Source organism: Bradyrhizobium sp. NBAIM03, from assembly GCF_020194055.1.
GTDB classification, from domain to species: Bacteria; Pseudomonadota; Alphaproteobacteria; order Rhizobiales; family Xanthobacteraceae; genus Bradyrhizobium; species Bradyrhizobium yuanmingense.
Window position 1 is genome coordinate 329285 of the sequence record NZ_JADYVS010000004.1, and the last position, 13493, is coordinate 342777.

Consider the following 13493-nt stretch of genomic DNA (forward strand, 5'->3'; position numbering starts at 1 on the left):
TCTCTCCTGCTCTTTTCTCTGCTCTTTCTGATTGGCTAGGCCGCAACCGGCTCGCGGGCGTCGATGCGCGGATCGAGCTCGCCGGCGCGATAGCGCCGCGCCATCTCGCTCATTGGAATGACCTTGATCTTGCTGGCGTGGCCTGCGGTACCGAACTGCTCGAACCGCTCGCGGCACAATTCGCGCATTGCGTCCATCGCCGGCTTCAGGAACTTGCGCGGATCGAATTCGGAGCGCGCTTCCGCCGCCACCTTCCGGAACACCGCGGTCATCGCCAGCCGGCAATCGGTGTCGATATTGACCTTGCGCACGCCGCTTCGGATGCCGCGAACGATCTCCTCGACCGGCACGCCCCAGGTCTGCGGCATCTCGCCGCCGAACTGGTTGAACATGTCCTGCAGCGGCTGCGGCACCGAGGACGAGCCGTGCATGACCAGATGCGTGTTCGGCAGCCGGCAGTGGATCTCCTCCACCACCCGCATCGCCAGGATATCGCCATCCGGCTTGCGGCTGAACTTGTAGGCGCCGTGCGAGGTGCCCATCGCGATCGCGAGCGCATCGACCTTGGTTGCACGGACGAAGTCGACGGCCTGGTCCGGATCGGTCAAGAGCTGGTCGTGGCCGACCTTGCCCTCGACGCCGTGACCATCCTCCTGCTCGCCGCCACCGTGCTCGAGCGAACCGAGCACGCCGAGCTCGCCTTCGACGGACGCGCCGACCCAATGAGCGAGATCGACGACGCGGCGCGTGATCGCGACGTTATAGTCATAGTCGGCCGCCGTCTTGGCGTCGGCTTTGAGCGAGCCATCCATCATGACGGAGGTGAAGCCATGGGCGATGGCCGAGGCGCAGGTCGCTTCGTCATTGCCGTGGTCCTGGTGCATGCAGAGCGGAATGTCGGGATAGGTCCGCTCCAGCGCGTCGATCATGTGCGAAAGCATGAGATCGCCGGCATAGCTGCGCGCGCCGCGCGAGGCCTGGATGATGACCGGCGCATCGACCGCGGCCGCCGCCTGCATGATCGCGATGCCCTGCTCCATGTTGTTGATGTTGAACGCCGGCACGGCGTAGCCGTGGCTGGCAGCGTGATCGAGCAATTGGCGAAGGGTGATACGGGCCAAGATTCGTCCTCCTTATTGGCTCTTGCGGGCCATCGCCCGGCGAGCCGCTTCCGCAATGCTTTGCGGTGTGATGCCGAATTCACGGTACAGCACCGGCGCTGGCGCCGAGGCGCCGAAACCGCGCATGCCGACGAATTCACCGTCGGCGCCGATCCAGCGATGCCAGTCGCCGGCGACAGCGGCCTCGACACCGACACGCGGCGCGGTGCCGAGCACCGAGGCGCGGTAATCCTCCGGCTGCTCCTCGAACAGTGCGAAACACGGAGCCGAGACCACGGCGGCGCGAACGTGCTCGGTCGCGAGCAGGCGGGCCGCTTCCAGCGCGATCGAGACTTCCGAGCCGGTTGCGATGAGCGTCACGTCACGGCGGCCGTCCGGCGAGACGACGAGATAGGCACCGTTCGCGACGCGGTTTCTGCCGCGCCCATCGCTGCGGAATGTCGGCAAGGCCTGCCGCGACAGGCATAGCACTGAGGGGCGATGCTCCGCCGCGAGCGCGCAATCCCAGGCCTCCAGCGTCTCCACGGCATCGGCGGGGCGGAACACCAGTAGATTGGGGATCACGCGCAGTGCCGCGAGATGCTCGACCGGCTGGTGCGTCGGTCCGTCCTCACCAAGGCCGATGGAATCGTGCGTCATCACGTGGATGACGCGCAGCCGCATCAAGGCTGCAAGTCGGATCGCCGGCCGGCTGTAGTCGGAGAACGCCAGGAACGTGCCGCCATAGGGGATGAAGCCGCCATGCAGCGCCAGGCCGTTCATCGCTGCGGCCATGCCGTGCTCGCGGATGCCATAGTGGATGTAGTCGCCGGCGAACGCACCGCTCTTGACCGGCGCCTGCGCCTTGGCATGCGTCAGGTTCGAATGGGTGAGGTCCGCGGAGCCGCCGACCAGGCCGGGAATTGTTCCTGCGATTCCCTCGAGCACCTGTTGCGAGGCCTGCCGCGTCGCCAGCTTCGGCCGCTCGGATGCAAAGTGCTCACGCAATTTCGCCGCGGCCAGCGCATAGGAGGCGGGCAGAGCCGCGGCTTTGCCCTCGACGAACAGGTCGCGCTGCTCCGGCGTCGCACCTTCGTAACGATCGAGCCAAGCGAGGCGATCGACCTGCCCGCGCTGCCCGATCATCCGCCAAGCCTTGAGCACCGGGATCGGCACCACGAAAGGCTGATAGTCCCAACCCAGCGTCCGCCGCGCCGCTGCCGTCTGCTCGGTGCCGAGCGGCGCGCCATGCACTTTCTCGGTGCCCTGTCTATCAGGCGCGCCATAGCCGATGATTGTGCGACAGGCGATCAGCGACGGCTTCGCGGTCTCCCGCTCCTCCGCTATCGCCTGCGCCACCGCTTCGGGATCATGTCCGTCGACGCGGCGCACCGACCAGCCGCAGGCAGCGAAGCGCGCGAGCTGGTCGTCCGATGTCGCCAGCGAGGTCGGACCGTCGATGGAGATGCCGTTGTCGTCGAACAGCACGATCAGCCGGCCGAGCCCGAGATGACCGGCCAGCGAGATCGCCTCATGGCTGAGGCCTTCCATCAGGCAGCCATCGCCTGCGATAACATAGGTGAAGTGATCGACGAGCCCATCGCCATGCCGCGCATTCGCCATCCGCTCGGCGAGCGCCATGCCGACCGCGGTCGCAATGCCCTGGCCCAGCGGTCCCGTCGTGGTCTCGACACCAGCCGTGTGGCCATATTCGGGGTGGCCCGGCGTCTTCGAGCCCCACTGGCGAAAGGCCTTGATGTCGTCGAGGCTGATATCGCCGCCGGTGAGATGCAGCAGCGCATAGAGCAGCATCGAGCCGTGCCCCGCCGACAGCACGAAGCGGTCGCGGTCCGGCCAGTTCGGATGCGCCGAGTCGAACTTCAGGAAGCGCGAGAACAGCACAGTCGCGACGTCGGCCATGCCCATGGGTAGCCCGGGATGGCCTGACTGCGCTGCCTCGATGGCATCGACCGCGAGGAAGCGGACGGCATTGGCGAGATCGTTATGCGTGACCGCATTGAGGTCAGCTTCGGCATGGACGGAGATGTTCATCGGAGTCTCTCCCTGTTCACTTCAGGCTGCGCTTGCGCTCGATCAGCTGCATGATCAGCGGCGTCAGGATCAGCTGCATGGCCAGGTCCAGCTTCGCGCCGGGGCAGACGATCGAGTTGGCGCGCGACATCCAGCTCTGCGGCAGCATCGAGAGCAGATAGGGGAAGTCGATACCGCGCGGATTCTTGAAGCGGATCACCACCATCGATTCGTCCGGCGTCGGGATCCAGCGCGCGATGAATGGATTGGAGGTGTCCACGGTCGGGACGCGCTGAAAGTTGATGTCGGTCTCGGTGAATTGCGGGCAGATGTAGTGGATGTAGTCGGGCATCCGCCGCAGGATGGTGTCGGTGACCGCCTCGGTCGAATAGCCGCGTGCGCTGCGGTCGCGGTGCAGCTTCTGGATCCATTCGAGGTTGATGACGGGCACGACGCCGATTTTGAGGTCGGCATAGCGCGCGACGTTCACCTTATCGGTGACTACGGCGCCGTGCAGGCCCTCGTAGAACAGCAGGTCCGAATCCTCCGGCAGCTGCTTCCAGTCGGTGAAGGTGCCTGGTGCCGCGCCATGCAGCGCCGATTCCTCGGCGTCGTGGACGTAGTGCCGCGTCACCGCGGTGCCGGTCTCGCCGTAGTCGCGGAAGGCGCGTTCCAGCTCCTCGAACAAATTGGTCTGGGGGCTGAAATGGCTGAAGTGCTTGTTGCCGCGCTCGGCCTCCTTCGCCATCTGCGCACGCATCTCGGCACGGTCGTAGCGGTGGAAGGCGTCGCCCTCGATGTAGACGGCGTTGACCTTCTCGCGGAAAAAGATCTGCTCGAAGGTCTTCTTGACGGAGGTGGTGCCGGCGCCGGAGGAGCCGGTGATGGAGATGATCGGATGCTTCCTGGACATCGGACGCCTCGCTCAGAGCCGGAAGAATCCGCGCCGCGCGAACAGCGGCGCCGAGACGCTGGCAACCAGCAGCGGATCGCAATGCAGCTCCTCGACGCGCCGCACCTCGTTGCTCGAGCCCATGATCAGCGGCACGCGCTGGTGCAGGCTCTGCGCCGATAGATCGAGGATGCGCTCGCGCCCGGTCGAGGCCGAGCCGCCGGCCTGCTCGATGATCATCGCCATCGGGTGTGCTTCGTAGGTCAGGCGAAGGCGGCCGTCGCCGTAGCCGGGCCGCGCATCGGAAGGGTAGAGAAACACGCCGCCACGGGTGAGGATGCGATAGGCCTCCGCGACCAGCGACCCGATCCAGCGCATGTTGAAATCGTGGTTGGCGTGCCCGTCGACGCCGGCGAGGCATTCGTCGATGAAGGCGCGCACCGGCGGATCCCAATGCCGGCGGTTCGAGGCGTTGATCGCGAACTCCTCGCAGGCTTCGGCGATCTGCACGCCGCTGCGCGCGAAGCGGAAGCAGCCCGCCTTGCGGTCGAGCGTGAAGATGTCGACGCCGTCGCCGAGCGTCAGCACCAGCGAGGTCTGCGGGCCGTAGGTGACGAAGCCCGCCGCGAGCTGCGCCGAGCCCCGCTGCTGAAAGGCGAGTGAGAGATCATCGGGGGCCGGCAGGATCGAGAAGATCGTGCCGACGGTCATGTTGATGTCGATGTTGGAGGAGCCGTCGAGCGGATCGATCGCGATGCAGATTCGCCCCTGACGATCGACGATCTGGGCCTCACGCATCTCCTCCGACGCCAGCGCCGCGATCGGCAGCCGGCCGAGGCAGCGGCGCAGGATCGCGTCCGCCTGGACGTCGAGGTCGCGTTGGAGATCGCCGTCGCTGTTGCGCCCGGTGGTCAGGCCCGAGGCGTCGGCGAGATCGCCGCTGGCGATGAGATCGGCAATCTCGATCGCCGCGGCCGCGATGGCATCGACCGCGGCTGCCACGGCCAACGCATGCGGCGCGGTCTCAGAATACCGTTGAAGGTGGTCGTCCAGCCTGAGTTGCCCGGTCATCTGCGTCCATCCCCTGCCGGTGCCGCAACCATTCCCTCCTGGTGGAGGCAGGTCACGGTCAGTGCCGGCATTCAGGAGATTGACAGGAGCGGCTTAATAAGGAAAATTTCTAATCATAATGAGCCTCAAAGAATTTTCTTATAATGGCGCCGGCCATGCAGCGGCCCAGCTCCGGCATCTGACGATCCGGCAGCTGCGCTCGCTTGCGGCGCTCTCGGCCAAAGGCAGCGTGACGGCGGCGTCGAGCCATCTCGGGCTGACCCAGCCGGCCGTGACCCAGCAGCTGCGGCAGCTGCAGGACCTGGCCGGCCTGCCCCTGGTGCAGCGAACCGGCGACGGCATGCTGCTGACGGAAGCCGGCAGGGAGGTGCTGGCGCTGGCCGAACGGGTCGAAGCCGCGATTACCGATTGCCAGGGCGCGCTCGACCTGCTCGCGGGGCGGACCGGCGGCACCGTGCATCTCGGCGCGGTCTCGACCGCGAAATATTTCGTGCCGCACGCGATCGCGGCGTTCTCCAAGCGCTACCCCAAGATCGAGATCAAGCTGACCATCGGCAATCGCGAGGAGATCCGCGAGGCCATGCACGGCTACGACCTCGACTTCGCGGTAATGGGTCGGCCACCGGCCGACGTCACCGTCGACGTCCGCCAGCTCGGGCGCAACCCGCACATCATCGTCGCGCGCAAGGGCCATTGGCTGGAGAAGGATTCCGGCCTCAGCCTGACCGATCTCGTGCACGAGACCTTCCTCACCCGCGAGCCCGGCTCGGGCACGCGGACGCTGATGGAGGGCATGTTCCAGAAATCGGATCTCGAGCCGATCATCGGCATGGAGATGAGCAGCAACGAGACCATCAAGCAGGCGGTCATCGCCGGGCTCGGCATCGCCTTCATCTCGGCTCACACCGTGGCGCATGAGCTCGCCGAGGGCCGGCTCGTCGTGCTCGACGTCGCGGGCCTGCCGATCGTGCGGCAATGGTACGTGATCCGCCGCAGCGACAAGGTGCTGCTGCCGCCCGCGCAGGCGATGTTCGATTTCCTCGGCTCGGAAGGCTCGAATTATCTGCCTGATTTGCCCGAGCTAGGCGGACGATAGCCGGCCTTCGCTCAGCTCATCAGCTTCATGGCGAGCGTCGCCGCCAGCACCACGATGATCTGGAGCAGGCGCTCCGTCGTGAAGATGCGGTTGAAGGTGGTCATCGCGTGCCCCGGCCGACGTGAAGAAGAATCTCTCGGCCGTTGCTAGCACAGAAGGATGCGGAGACAACTCCGTAGTTGCCCGTGGCGGTCGCGCCTTCGGCGAGCCGGTTCAGGGCGCGCCGATGGCCGGCGATCAGGCCGCGAGCGGGGCGGTGTGGTCCGTGCGCGAGGCGAAATAGGCTTCCAGCTCCGACAGCGCCCGCGCCTCCCACTCGCTCGCCTGCTCCAGCAGCGACCAGCTCTGGCCCGGGCGGAACGCTGCGGTCTGGCGATAGAGCGATGCGATGCCGCGGTAGCGGCGCACGTTCTCAAGGATGGCGTGACCGTTCATGTCCGAAAACTCCCTCGTCATTCCCGCGGGAGAAACTGCGGCCAAATCTTTTTCGAAAAGTTAGCGGCGCGCGGCAAGTTCGCGGATGGTTGCCGGACTGTTGCTCGGGCGCAACGCGCGCGGCGCGATCTATTGCGGATTCGTTGCCGCGCTCTCGCCCGAAGGCTTCAGCCCGCCGCTTCTGACGATTGTCATCGTCGCGCGGCAGAGATCGGCAAGGCCGATCAGGAGGACGGCAAGAAGACAGAACAGGTTGATGGAATCGGCATGCGCGCTGGTCAGCGCATTGAGCTCGAAGAACGGCGGGATGAACGCCCACCACACCAGCGGCACGGTGAGCAGCGCGGCGAATGCCGCCGCCGGTGTACCCGCCATCAGCGCAAGCACGAACAGGCCGGGCAGGAACGCTGCGAAATAGAACTTTGCGCCGAGCAGGACGCAGATGCCCTGAACCACGGCCGAAACCGCGACGACGGCGAGCCCGAGCAGAAACGCCCCCCACGACCATGGCCGTACCCGCCGTGCGCCAAACAGCCCCGCACGTTTCATCAGCATCCCCCTGCCGCCCGTTAACCAGGTGCGTTGCGACGAAAGTACTACAACCGCAACCAATCCGCGAGATGCAAATTGCGTCATCGCGAGGTCGGTCGCACCGTTCGGGCGACGGCCGCTACTCGGTCAGCGCGTAGAGCAACCCCGCGACGGGCAAAGCAAGGCCAATGGCCGATGCGAGCATCCAGCCTCCCTGTGCGAACGCCCATGCTCCGACCGCCGAGCCGACCGCGCCGGCGGCGAAGAACGTCGCCATGTAGAGACCATTGAGGCGACTGCGGTGCTCGTGCCCGAGCGCGAAGATGGCGCGGAAGCCCAGCACCACATTGCCCTGGACGCCGATATCGATCGCAATCGCGGCCACCACCAGACAGGCGAGGTTCAGCATCGAGCCGGACGCGCCGATGGAGGTCACCAGGAAGCCGGCGGCCGTGAGCAGCATCGCGACCAGCGTCGCGATCCGGCTATGGCCGCGGTCCGCGAGGCGCCCGGCGATCGGTGCTGCGAACACGCCGGCGACGCCGGCCAGCGCGAACAGCGCGATGCCGCGCTGGGAGAAGCCGAACTCGCCGGCGAGCTGGAGTGGCGCCACCGTCCAGAACAGGGTGAAGGCGCCGAACAGGCTCGCCTGGTACAGCGCGCGGCGCCGCAGCAGCGGCGTGGCCCGCACCAGGTCCGGCATCGACAGCAGCAATTGGCCGTAATGCATCCGCGTGACCGGCTTGCGCTTCGGCAGCGTCATCCAGAGCACGGCTGCGAGCACGATCATCAGCGCGGCGGAGGCGAAGAACACTGCGTGCCACGACAGCAAGGCGGTGACGAAGCTCGACACCGGACGCGCCAGCATGATGCCGAGCATCAGGCCGGTCGAGACGTTGCCGACGACGCGGCCGCGGATGGCTTCGGGCGCCAGATGCGCTGCATAGGGGATGATGATCTGCACCGCGACCGAGCCGAGGCCGATGAACAGTGCGGCGAGCAGGAACGGCAGCGCATGGGTTGCGAACGCCGCGGCGAGCAGCGCCGCGGCGCCGAGCATGATCACCGAGCAGATCAGCGCGCGGTTCTCGACGAGATCGCCGAGCGGCACGATCAGCAGCAGCCCGGTGCCGTAGCCGATCTGCGTCATCGTCACGATCAGCCCGCTAGCTGCATGCGACAGGCCGAGCGCGGCGCTGATTGGGGCGATCAGCGGCTGCGCATAATAGATGTTGGCGGCGACCATGCCACAGGCCGCGGCAAGCACGAAGGTCAGGCGCTGCGACACCGCATCCGGCCCCGGCGCGGTCTCGATCGTGGCATTCATCGTCATTCGCATGGTCTCCAGGTAAGGCGCAGGGAATGGCCGTTAGGTAAGGTATAGGGAATGGTCATTCCCTTTTCTGACAAAAAATTCAGGCGAGCAGCTTCATTGCGGCGCCGACGAGACGCTCTGCGTCGAGCGGCAGACGCGCCTTGCCGACGACGCGCATTCCCTGCGTGATGCAGAGCATCAGCCGCGCGGTGTCGTCGGCTACGACATGGCGGGGGATCGAGCCATCGGCCTGTCCGGCGCGGATGAGGCCGGCGATGAAGCTCTCGTTGCTCGCGAGCTGTGTGCTGACGCGGGCACCCACGACCGGATCGAGCGCGGACAGTTCGACCGCGCTGCCGACCACGAGGCAGCCGCGCCGCCCCTCGCTGCCCCGGGAATGCTCGACATAGGACAGCAGCACGTTGCGGATTTGCTCGCGGCCGTTTGCACCACGCGCCGCCGCGCTGCGGGTCTGCTGCTGGCGCAGGGCCGTGTAGCGCTCGAAGGCGGCGAGAAACACCGCATGCTTGTCGCGAAACGCCTTGTAGATGCTTCCCGTCGCGAGCCGCATCGCCGCAGTGAGGTCCCCGATCGAGGTGGCATGATAGCCGCGCTCGCGAAACACACGCACGGCGCGGTCGAGCGCGGTGTCCATGTCGAATTCCCGGGGACGGCCGGGCAGACGGGCGGCAGGCCGAGAGCGGCGGGCGGTTTTTTGCATTGCGGGATAATAGGGAATGAACGTTTCCGAATAAACACACGTGGTCGTGAAAGGAATCAATGACGAAGGAGAGAGCGTCACCCCCTCCGCGGCACCGGCGTCCCATCCGCCATGATCGTCACGCCCCTCCGCTCGACGATCATGCCGTAGGCGCGCGGTTGGCGGTGCACGTCGAAATTGAAGGTGGTGCGCTTGTAGGATTTGCAGAGATCGAGATCGCAGCGCGCCAGCGCGATCTCGTCGCTCTTTGTCGTGCAGGCCGCAATGATCTCGCCCGAGGGCGCGATGATGCAGCTGCCGCCGATGTGGTCGACGCCCTCCTCCACACCGGCCTTGGCGACGCCGACAACGAAAGTGCCGTTCTGATAGGCACCGGCCTGCATCACCAGATGATTGTGGAACAGCGAGAGATCGTCATGCTCCGGCGCGGGCGGATTGTGCACGGGCGTGTTGTAGCCGATCAGCACCATCTCGACGCCCTGCAGGCCCATCACGCGATAGGTCTCGCTCCAGCGGCGGTCGTTGCAGATCGCCATGCCGATCACGCCGCCGAAGGCATCGACCACGCCGAAGCCGCTACCGGGCTCGAAATAGCGCTTCTCCAGATGCTGGAATTCGCGCCACGGTTCGTGCTCGGCATGGCCGGGCAGATGCACCTTGCGATATTTCAGGACGATCGCGCCACTCTTGTCGACGAGGATGGACGTGTTGTATCGCCTGACGATCCCGGCCTCGAGCGTCAGCTCGGCATAGCCGAGGCAGAAGCCGATGCCGAGCTGGCGGGCGAGATCGAACAGCGCCTGTGTCTCGGCACCCGGCATCTCGCGCTCGAAGAAGCTGTCGATCTCGGCCTGGTCCTCGAAGTACCAGCGCGGAAAGAACGTGGTCAGCGCCAGCTCGGGATAGACGATCAGGTCGCAGCCGCAGGCCCGCGCCTCGCGCATCAACGCCATCAGTCGCGCCACCACCGCGGACCTCGACTCGCTCCTCGCGATCGGTCCGAGCTGGCCGGCTGCAATGGTCACAGTTCTCGTCACGCGTCGTTCCTCATCTTTTTCGAGTGCGCCCGGCCAGAGCCTATCACCCGCGCGCACAGGCCGCCTCGGCGCCCCGTACTGAGGGCACAATCAAATTCCGGGCCCGCGGGTATCATCGTGCGGCGCTGGGTGAGCACCAAACAGGAACTTCGTTGCCGATCTGCAACGGTTCCCCGCCGTCTGAAGCCGGACAAAACAAACTCCCATTCCGGCCATGAACCGCTCTCACAAGGCCGTGAGACTATCAGGGGAACGACGATGCGCGCACAACGCGTTTGGAAAGTGAATGGGGCCGCCAGCATCGGGCAGCTTCAATCGAGATTAGACGATCTGAACAAGCGTCTCGGTCAGCTCGAAAACCAGCATCCGGACAGCTGGAAGCTCGAGGAGCTGAGATCGAGCGCGCTCAGCCTGTCGCGGGAGATCGACGACATCCGCTGCGCCGAAGCGACGGCGGCCTTGAGCGAGCTGCTGCGGAAATAGTCGGCCTGCCGATTCGCGCCGGCGCACGGAACCAAGCGCGGCGGCGGCCATTTCCATGCAAAGCATGGAGCAAGACCATGAGCAGGCAGCTGACGCGCGCCGATCTCGCGCGCGACGTGGCCGGGCCCACGCTGGTTCTGTGCACGGCGGCGGCCTTCACCATCGCGCGCCATTTCTCATTGTGAAGAATTTGACGCTGTGAGGGATTTTGCATGACGTCCGATCCCGAGGAGCAGGTCAGGCTGCAAGGCTACGGCGAGATGACGCTGCGCACCGCGGTCGAGACCTTGATGCTGCTCGCACCGCGTGAGCGGTCCGAGGCCGCGATCTATCGCGTCCGCGACGGCGTGCGCCTCGCGCAAAGCGAGGTCGCCGAGCTCGCATCACACTGGGGTATCCAGCCCGCGCCCAACGTGCGATCGCCGAGACTGGTGCCGGAGCAGCACTGGCAAGACGTCGTCCGCGGCATGGTGCGCGACGCCCCGCTGCCGTCGCTGCTGGTGGCCTTTCTGGTCGGTGTGCTGGTCGCTCGCAGATAATGCGCGCTCGCGATGACGCGCTCATGTCAATGGAAATCGCGGCGTTCCGTGAAACCCGAGGAAACCTTTTTTGCTCGCGAAAACGCGACCGTTCCGCGCGGAACGTCTCGCGGCAGGAGGGATTGGTCCCCCGTTAAGCCTCGAACATGGAGACAACCATGACACGTACGAAACTCGTGAGCGTCGCCGCAACTCTGGCCGCGATTTTGCCGCTCGCAACTGTAAGCCCCAGCCTCGCTGCGGGACGCGGTCCCGGCCCGTGCACCCCACCGGCTGGAGAAGCAGTCGGCGCCGCCGGGCCCGCCATGAGCGGCGGCCAGTTGATGGCCGGCATCGGCCAATGCCAGCGCATCGGCGATTGGCACCCCACCAACACCTACGGTTACCCGGGCCCGGGTTACGGCTATGACGGGCCTCGCTGGGGCACATCAGCCTACGCACCCTACGAAGAATAGGGCCCTTCACATCAGAAGATCACAGCGGCGCGGTCGATCACGGCCGCGCCGTTTGCGTTGGAGGGTGGCAAACATGAGGCGGCGCGGGCCATCGAGACCTTGATTTGCAGCGGCCCGAAGCATGACGAATAGTCTTAGCAACCGCCTGCCAGAGCAGGACCAATCACTTCTGTTCGCTTGCCCGCATCTGCTCGGCAAAAGGACGCAGGGCTTCGGACATGTCGTCGAGGCGTTTCTGCCACTCCGCGCCAGGCATGAAGGCGATCACCGGCTCATCCCCGGGCGAACCCGTCAGGTACTCTGGACTGCGCAGGCCCTCGGCGATCCCGGCTTCCAGCTTCTTGACGATGTCGTCCGGAACGCCCTTGGGGACCGCGAAGCCGCGTTCCGCCGTCGTCATGACCGGAAAGCCCGCCTCCTCTGCCGTCGGAACGCCCGGCAGCGATGGAAAGCGCTTCTTCGACAGGATCGCGATGACGCGAAGTGGCCCCTTGTTGGTGCCATGCAACTCGGGAATCTCGCTGACAGTGACCATCCCGACGTCCAGATGCCCGCCCAGGAGATCGGTCCGCTGTGCGGCCGTTCCTCTGTAGGAGATCTCGTTGGGCTCGACTTTCGCGGCTGCCGCAAGCATGCGAATGGCCAGATGACCGTTCGTGCCGGCACCATTGTGACCGAAGCTCACCGAGCCCGGCGTGTTGCGCAGTGCGGCAACGACATCCGGCAGATTGCTGAATCTGCTATCGGCAGGCACCACCATGACATTCGGATCTTCGACGACGCGAGCGACCAGCCGGATTTCATCCGTGGTGTATTGGGTTTTGCGGGTCATCGGCAGGAAGTTGTAGCCTGGCACGTTGACGACACCGATCGAATAGCCCTCGGGCGCCGCGCGCGCGATCGACGCAAACGCGATCTCTCCGCCGGCGCCGGGCTTGTTCAGGACGACGAACTTCGCCTTGCCGCCCAGCACACGCTCGACAAAGGGAAGGAGCTTGCGCGCCATGACATCGGTGCCGCCACCGGGCGCAAAGCCGACGACGACTTCGATCGGCTTGTCGTCGGGCCACGCGGCCCATGCCGACCCGCAGGCCGCGAAGCCAAAAGCCGTAGCGAGCGCGATGATTTTATTGTTCATGATTTCCAGCCCTGTTTTTGTTATTGGCCGATCGCGCCTCAGGCGCGCGATCAGCTTGGGACTCATCTAGCCGTCGGGATGACTGGAGGGCAACCGGCGAGGCACCACGGCCCGGCGCTGATGGTGGCGTTTTTGGTGGGTGTGCTGATGGCGCGGCGGTAGGCCCCTGACCTAGCTCCGCAAGTCGGAACCGCCGGCGCTCGCTTCTGGCAAGCTATGCTACCGCGACAGGCCACCCTGCCCCGCCTAATCGGCCGTGGACCCAATCCCGAAATCGTTGCAAAAAGGCGTCCTGAGGCGCCGGCAGCCGGTCTGCCAAGACTCTGGAAAACGTCGACTTTTGGAAGAATGGTCGGAGTGGCAGGATTCGAACCTGCGACCCCTGCGTCCCGAACGCAGTGAATATCTTCTAAGTTATTGATTTTTATCGAGGTGGCAGCGGTTACCGTCCCGTTTTGTTCACGGTCGTTTCACCCAATTCGTTGCGATTTCGTTGCGGCGTTCTCTGGGGGAACGGGGCACAAGTGTGCGCGCTGGTTTGAACTTGGATCTGCTGATTTAGCCGCGTTTGTCAGAATCACCGCCCATCGATGCCACCGGAGGCGCCCGTGATCACGAAAATGCGAAATCCGGGACTGCTAAAGGGGAG

Annotated in this window: 14 protein-coding genes; 4 read left to right on the plus strand and 10 right to left on the minus strand. The window is 65.5% G+C overall.

Annotated elements, in window-relative coordinates; translation table 11 throughout:
* Nucleotides 1-35: 35 nt before the first annotated feature.
* Genes fba through I6F21_RS08465 form a run of 4 tightly spaced genes read right to left on the minus strand, consistent with a single transcriptional unit; the run spans nt 36 to nt 5094 of the window.
* Complete coding sequence (gene fba, locus I6F21_RS08450; protein WP_225139707.1) at nt 36-1121, minus strand: class II fructose-bisphosphate aldolase; 1086 nt, start codon at nt 1119-1121, stop codon at nt 36-38.
* A 12-nt stretch (nt 1122-1133) separates the two neighbouring features.
* A complete protein-coding gene (tkt, locus tag I6F21_RS08455; protein WP_225139708.1) occupies nt 1134-3152 on the minus strand; it encodes a transketolase in 2019 nt (672 codons plus the stop codon).
* A 16-nt stretch (nt 3153-3168) separates the two neighbouring features.
* Entirely contained in the window at nt 3169-4044 is an 876-nt protein-coding gene (locus I6F21_RS08460; protein ID WP_225139709.1) for a phosphoribulokinase, read from the minus strand.
* A 12-nt stretch (nt 4045-4056) separates the two neighbouring features.
* Complete coding sequence (locus I6F21_RS08465) at nt 4057-5094, minus strand: class 1 fructose-bisphosphatase (RefSeq protein ID WP_036003852.1); 1038 nt, start codon at nt 5092-5094, stop codon at nt 4057-4059.
* Between the two features lie 118 nt (nt 5095-5212).
* Here I6F21_RS08465 and I6F21_RS08470 point away from each other — a divergent pair, with 118 nt between their 5' ends.
* On the plus strand, nt 5213-6190 hold the full coding sequence (locus I6F21_RS08470; protein WP_036038207.1) for a LysR family transcriptional regulator: 978 nt from the start codon (nt 5213-5215) through the stop codon (nt 6188-6190).
* Between the two features lie 237 nt (nt 6191-6427).
* Here I6F21_RS08470 and I6F21_RS08475 read toward each other — a convergent pair whose 3' ends face one another.
* The 5 genes from I6F21_RS08475 to I6F21_RS08495 form a co-directional block, all read right to left on the minus strand.
* Nucleotides 6428-6625, minus strand: coding sequence for a hypothetical protein (locus tag I6F21_RS08475; protein WP_036003876.1), 198 nt, complete (start codon nt 6623-6625; stop codon nt 6428-6430).
* A 129-nt stretch (nt 6626-6754) separates the two neighbouring features.
* A complete protein-coding gene (locus I6F21_RS08480) occupies nt 6755-7174 on the minus strand; it encodes a DUF4118 domain-containing protein (RefSeq protein WP_225112608.1) in 420 nt (139 codons plus the stop codon).
* 121 nt (nt 7175-7295) lie between these two features.
* Complete coding sequence (locus I6F21_RS08485) at nt 7296-8489, minus strand: MFS transporter (protein WP_225139710.1); 1194 nt, start codon at nt 8487-8489, stop codon at nt 7296-7298.
* Nucleotides 8490-8571: 82 nt separating this feature from the next.
* Nucleotides 8572-9126, minus strand: a complete 555-nt coding sequence (locus I6F21_RS08490) for a TetR/AcrR family transcriptional regulator (RefSeq protein ID WP_225127590.1) — start codon at nt 9124-9126, stop codon at nt 8572-8574.
* A 143-nt stretch (nt 9127-9269) separates the two neighbouring features.
* The gene (locus I6F21_RS08495) at nt 9270-10229 is read right to left on the minus strand and encodes an N-carbamoyl-D-amino-acid hydrolase (protein ID WP_225139711.1); all 960 of its coding nucleotides are present in this window, start codon (nt 10227-10229) and stop codon (nt 9270-9272) included.
* Nucleotides 10230-10358: 129 nt separating this feature from the next.
* On the opposite strand from I6F21_RS08495, the gene I6F21_RS08500 reads away from it, so the two are divergent.
* The 3 genes from I6F21_RS08500 (at nt 10359) to I6F21_RS08510 (ending at nt 11706) form a co-directional block, all read left to right on the plus strand.
* Entirely contained in the window at nt 10359-10712 is a 354-nt protein-coding gene (locus I6F21_RS08500; protein ID WP_225112605.1) for a hypothetical protein, read from the plus strand.
* Between the two features lie 212 nt (nt 10713-10924).
* A complete protein-coding gene (locus I6F21_RS08505; protein WP_036003836.1) occupies nt 10925-11251 on the plus strand; it encodes a hypothetical protein in 327 nt (108 codons plus the stop codon).
* Nucleotides 11252-11409: 158 nt separating this feature from the next.
* Nucleotides 11410-11706, plus strand: a complete 297-nt coding sequence (locus I6F21_RS08510) for a hypothetical protein (RefSeq protein WP_146207753.1) — start codon at nt 11410-11412, stop codon at nt 11704-11706.
* A gap of 163 nt (nt 11707-11869) precedes the next feature.
* Here I6F21_RS08510 and I6F21_RS08515 read toward each other — a convergent pair whose 3' ends face one another.
* Nucleotides 11870-12910 carry a tripartite tricarboxylate transporter substrate binding protein gene (locus I6F21_RS08515; protein ID WP_225139712.1) on the minus strand — a complete coding sequence of 347 codons (1041 nt, stop codon included), beginning with the start codon at nt 12908-12910 and terminating at the stop codon, nt 11870-11872.
* Between the last annotated feature and the right edge of the window lie 583 nt (nt 12911-13493).

What these genes read in the sequence shown, in the direction of transcription:
- I6F21_RS08510 (WP_146207753.1), top strand. Translation starts at nt 11,410, where the DNA reads ATGACACGTACGAAACTCGTGAGCGTCGCCGCAACTCTGGCCGCGATT.
- tkt (WP_225139708.1), bottom strand. Translation starts at nt 3,152, where the DNA reads ATGAACATCTCCGTCCATGCCGAAGCTGACCTCAATGCGGTCACGCAT.
- I6F21_RS08485 (WP_225139710.1), bottom strand. Translation starts at nt 8,489, where the DNA reads ATGACGATGAATGCCACGATCGAGACCGCGCCGGGGCCGGATGCGGTG.
- I6F21_RS08470 (WP_036038207.1), top strand. Translation starts at nt 5,213, where the DNA reads ATGAGCCTCAAAGAATTTTCTTATAATGGCGCCGGCCATGCAGCGGCC.
- I6F21_RS08515 (WP_225139712.1), bottom strand. Translation starts at nt 12,910, where the DNA reads ATGAGTCCCAAGCTGATCGCGCGCCTGAGGCGCGATCGGCCAATAACA.
- I6F21_RS08505 (WP_036003836.1), top strand. Translation starts at nt 10,925, where the DNA reads ATGACGTCCGATCCCGAGGAGCAGGTCAGGCTGCAAGGCTACGGCGAG.
- I6F21_RS08490 (WP_225127590.1), bottom strand. Translation starts at nt 9,126, where the DNA reads ATGGACACCGCGCTCGACCGCGCCGTGCGTGTGTTTCGCGAGCGCGGC.
- I6F21_RS08475 (WP_036003876.1), bottom strand. Translation starts at nt 6,625, where the DNA reads ATGAACGGTCACGCCATCCTTGAGAACGTGCGCCGCTACCGCGGCATC.
- I6F21_RS08480 (WP_225112608.1), bottom strand. Translation starts at nt 7,174, where the DNA reads ATGAAACGTGCGGGGCTGTTTGGCGCACGGCGGGTACGGCCATGGTCG.
- I6F21_RS08460 (WP_225139709.1), bottom strand. Translation starts at nt 4,044, where the DNA reads ATGTCCAGGAAGCATCCGATCATCTCCATCACCGGCTCCTCCGGCGCC.
- I6F21_RS08465 (WP_036003852.1), bottom strand. Translation starts at nt 5,094, where the DNA reads ATGACCGGGCAACTCAGGCTGGACGACCACCTTCAACGGTATTCTGAG.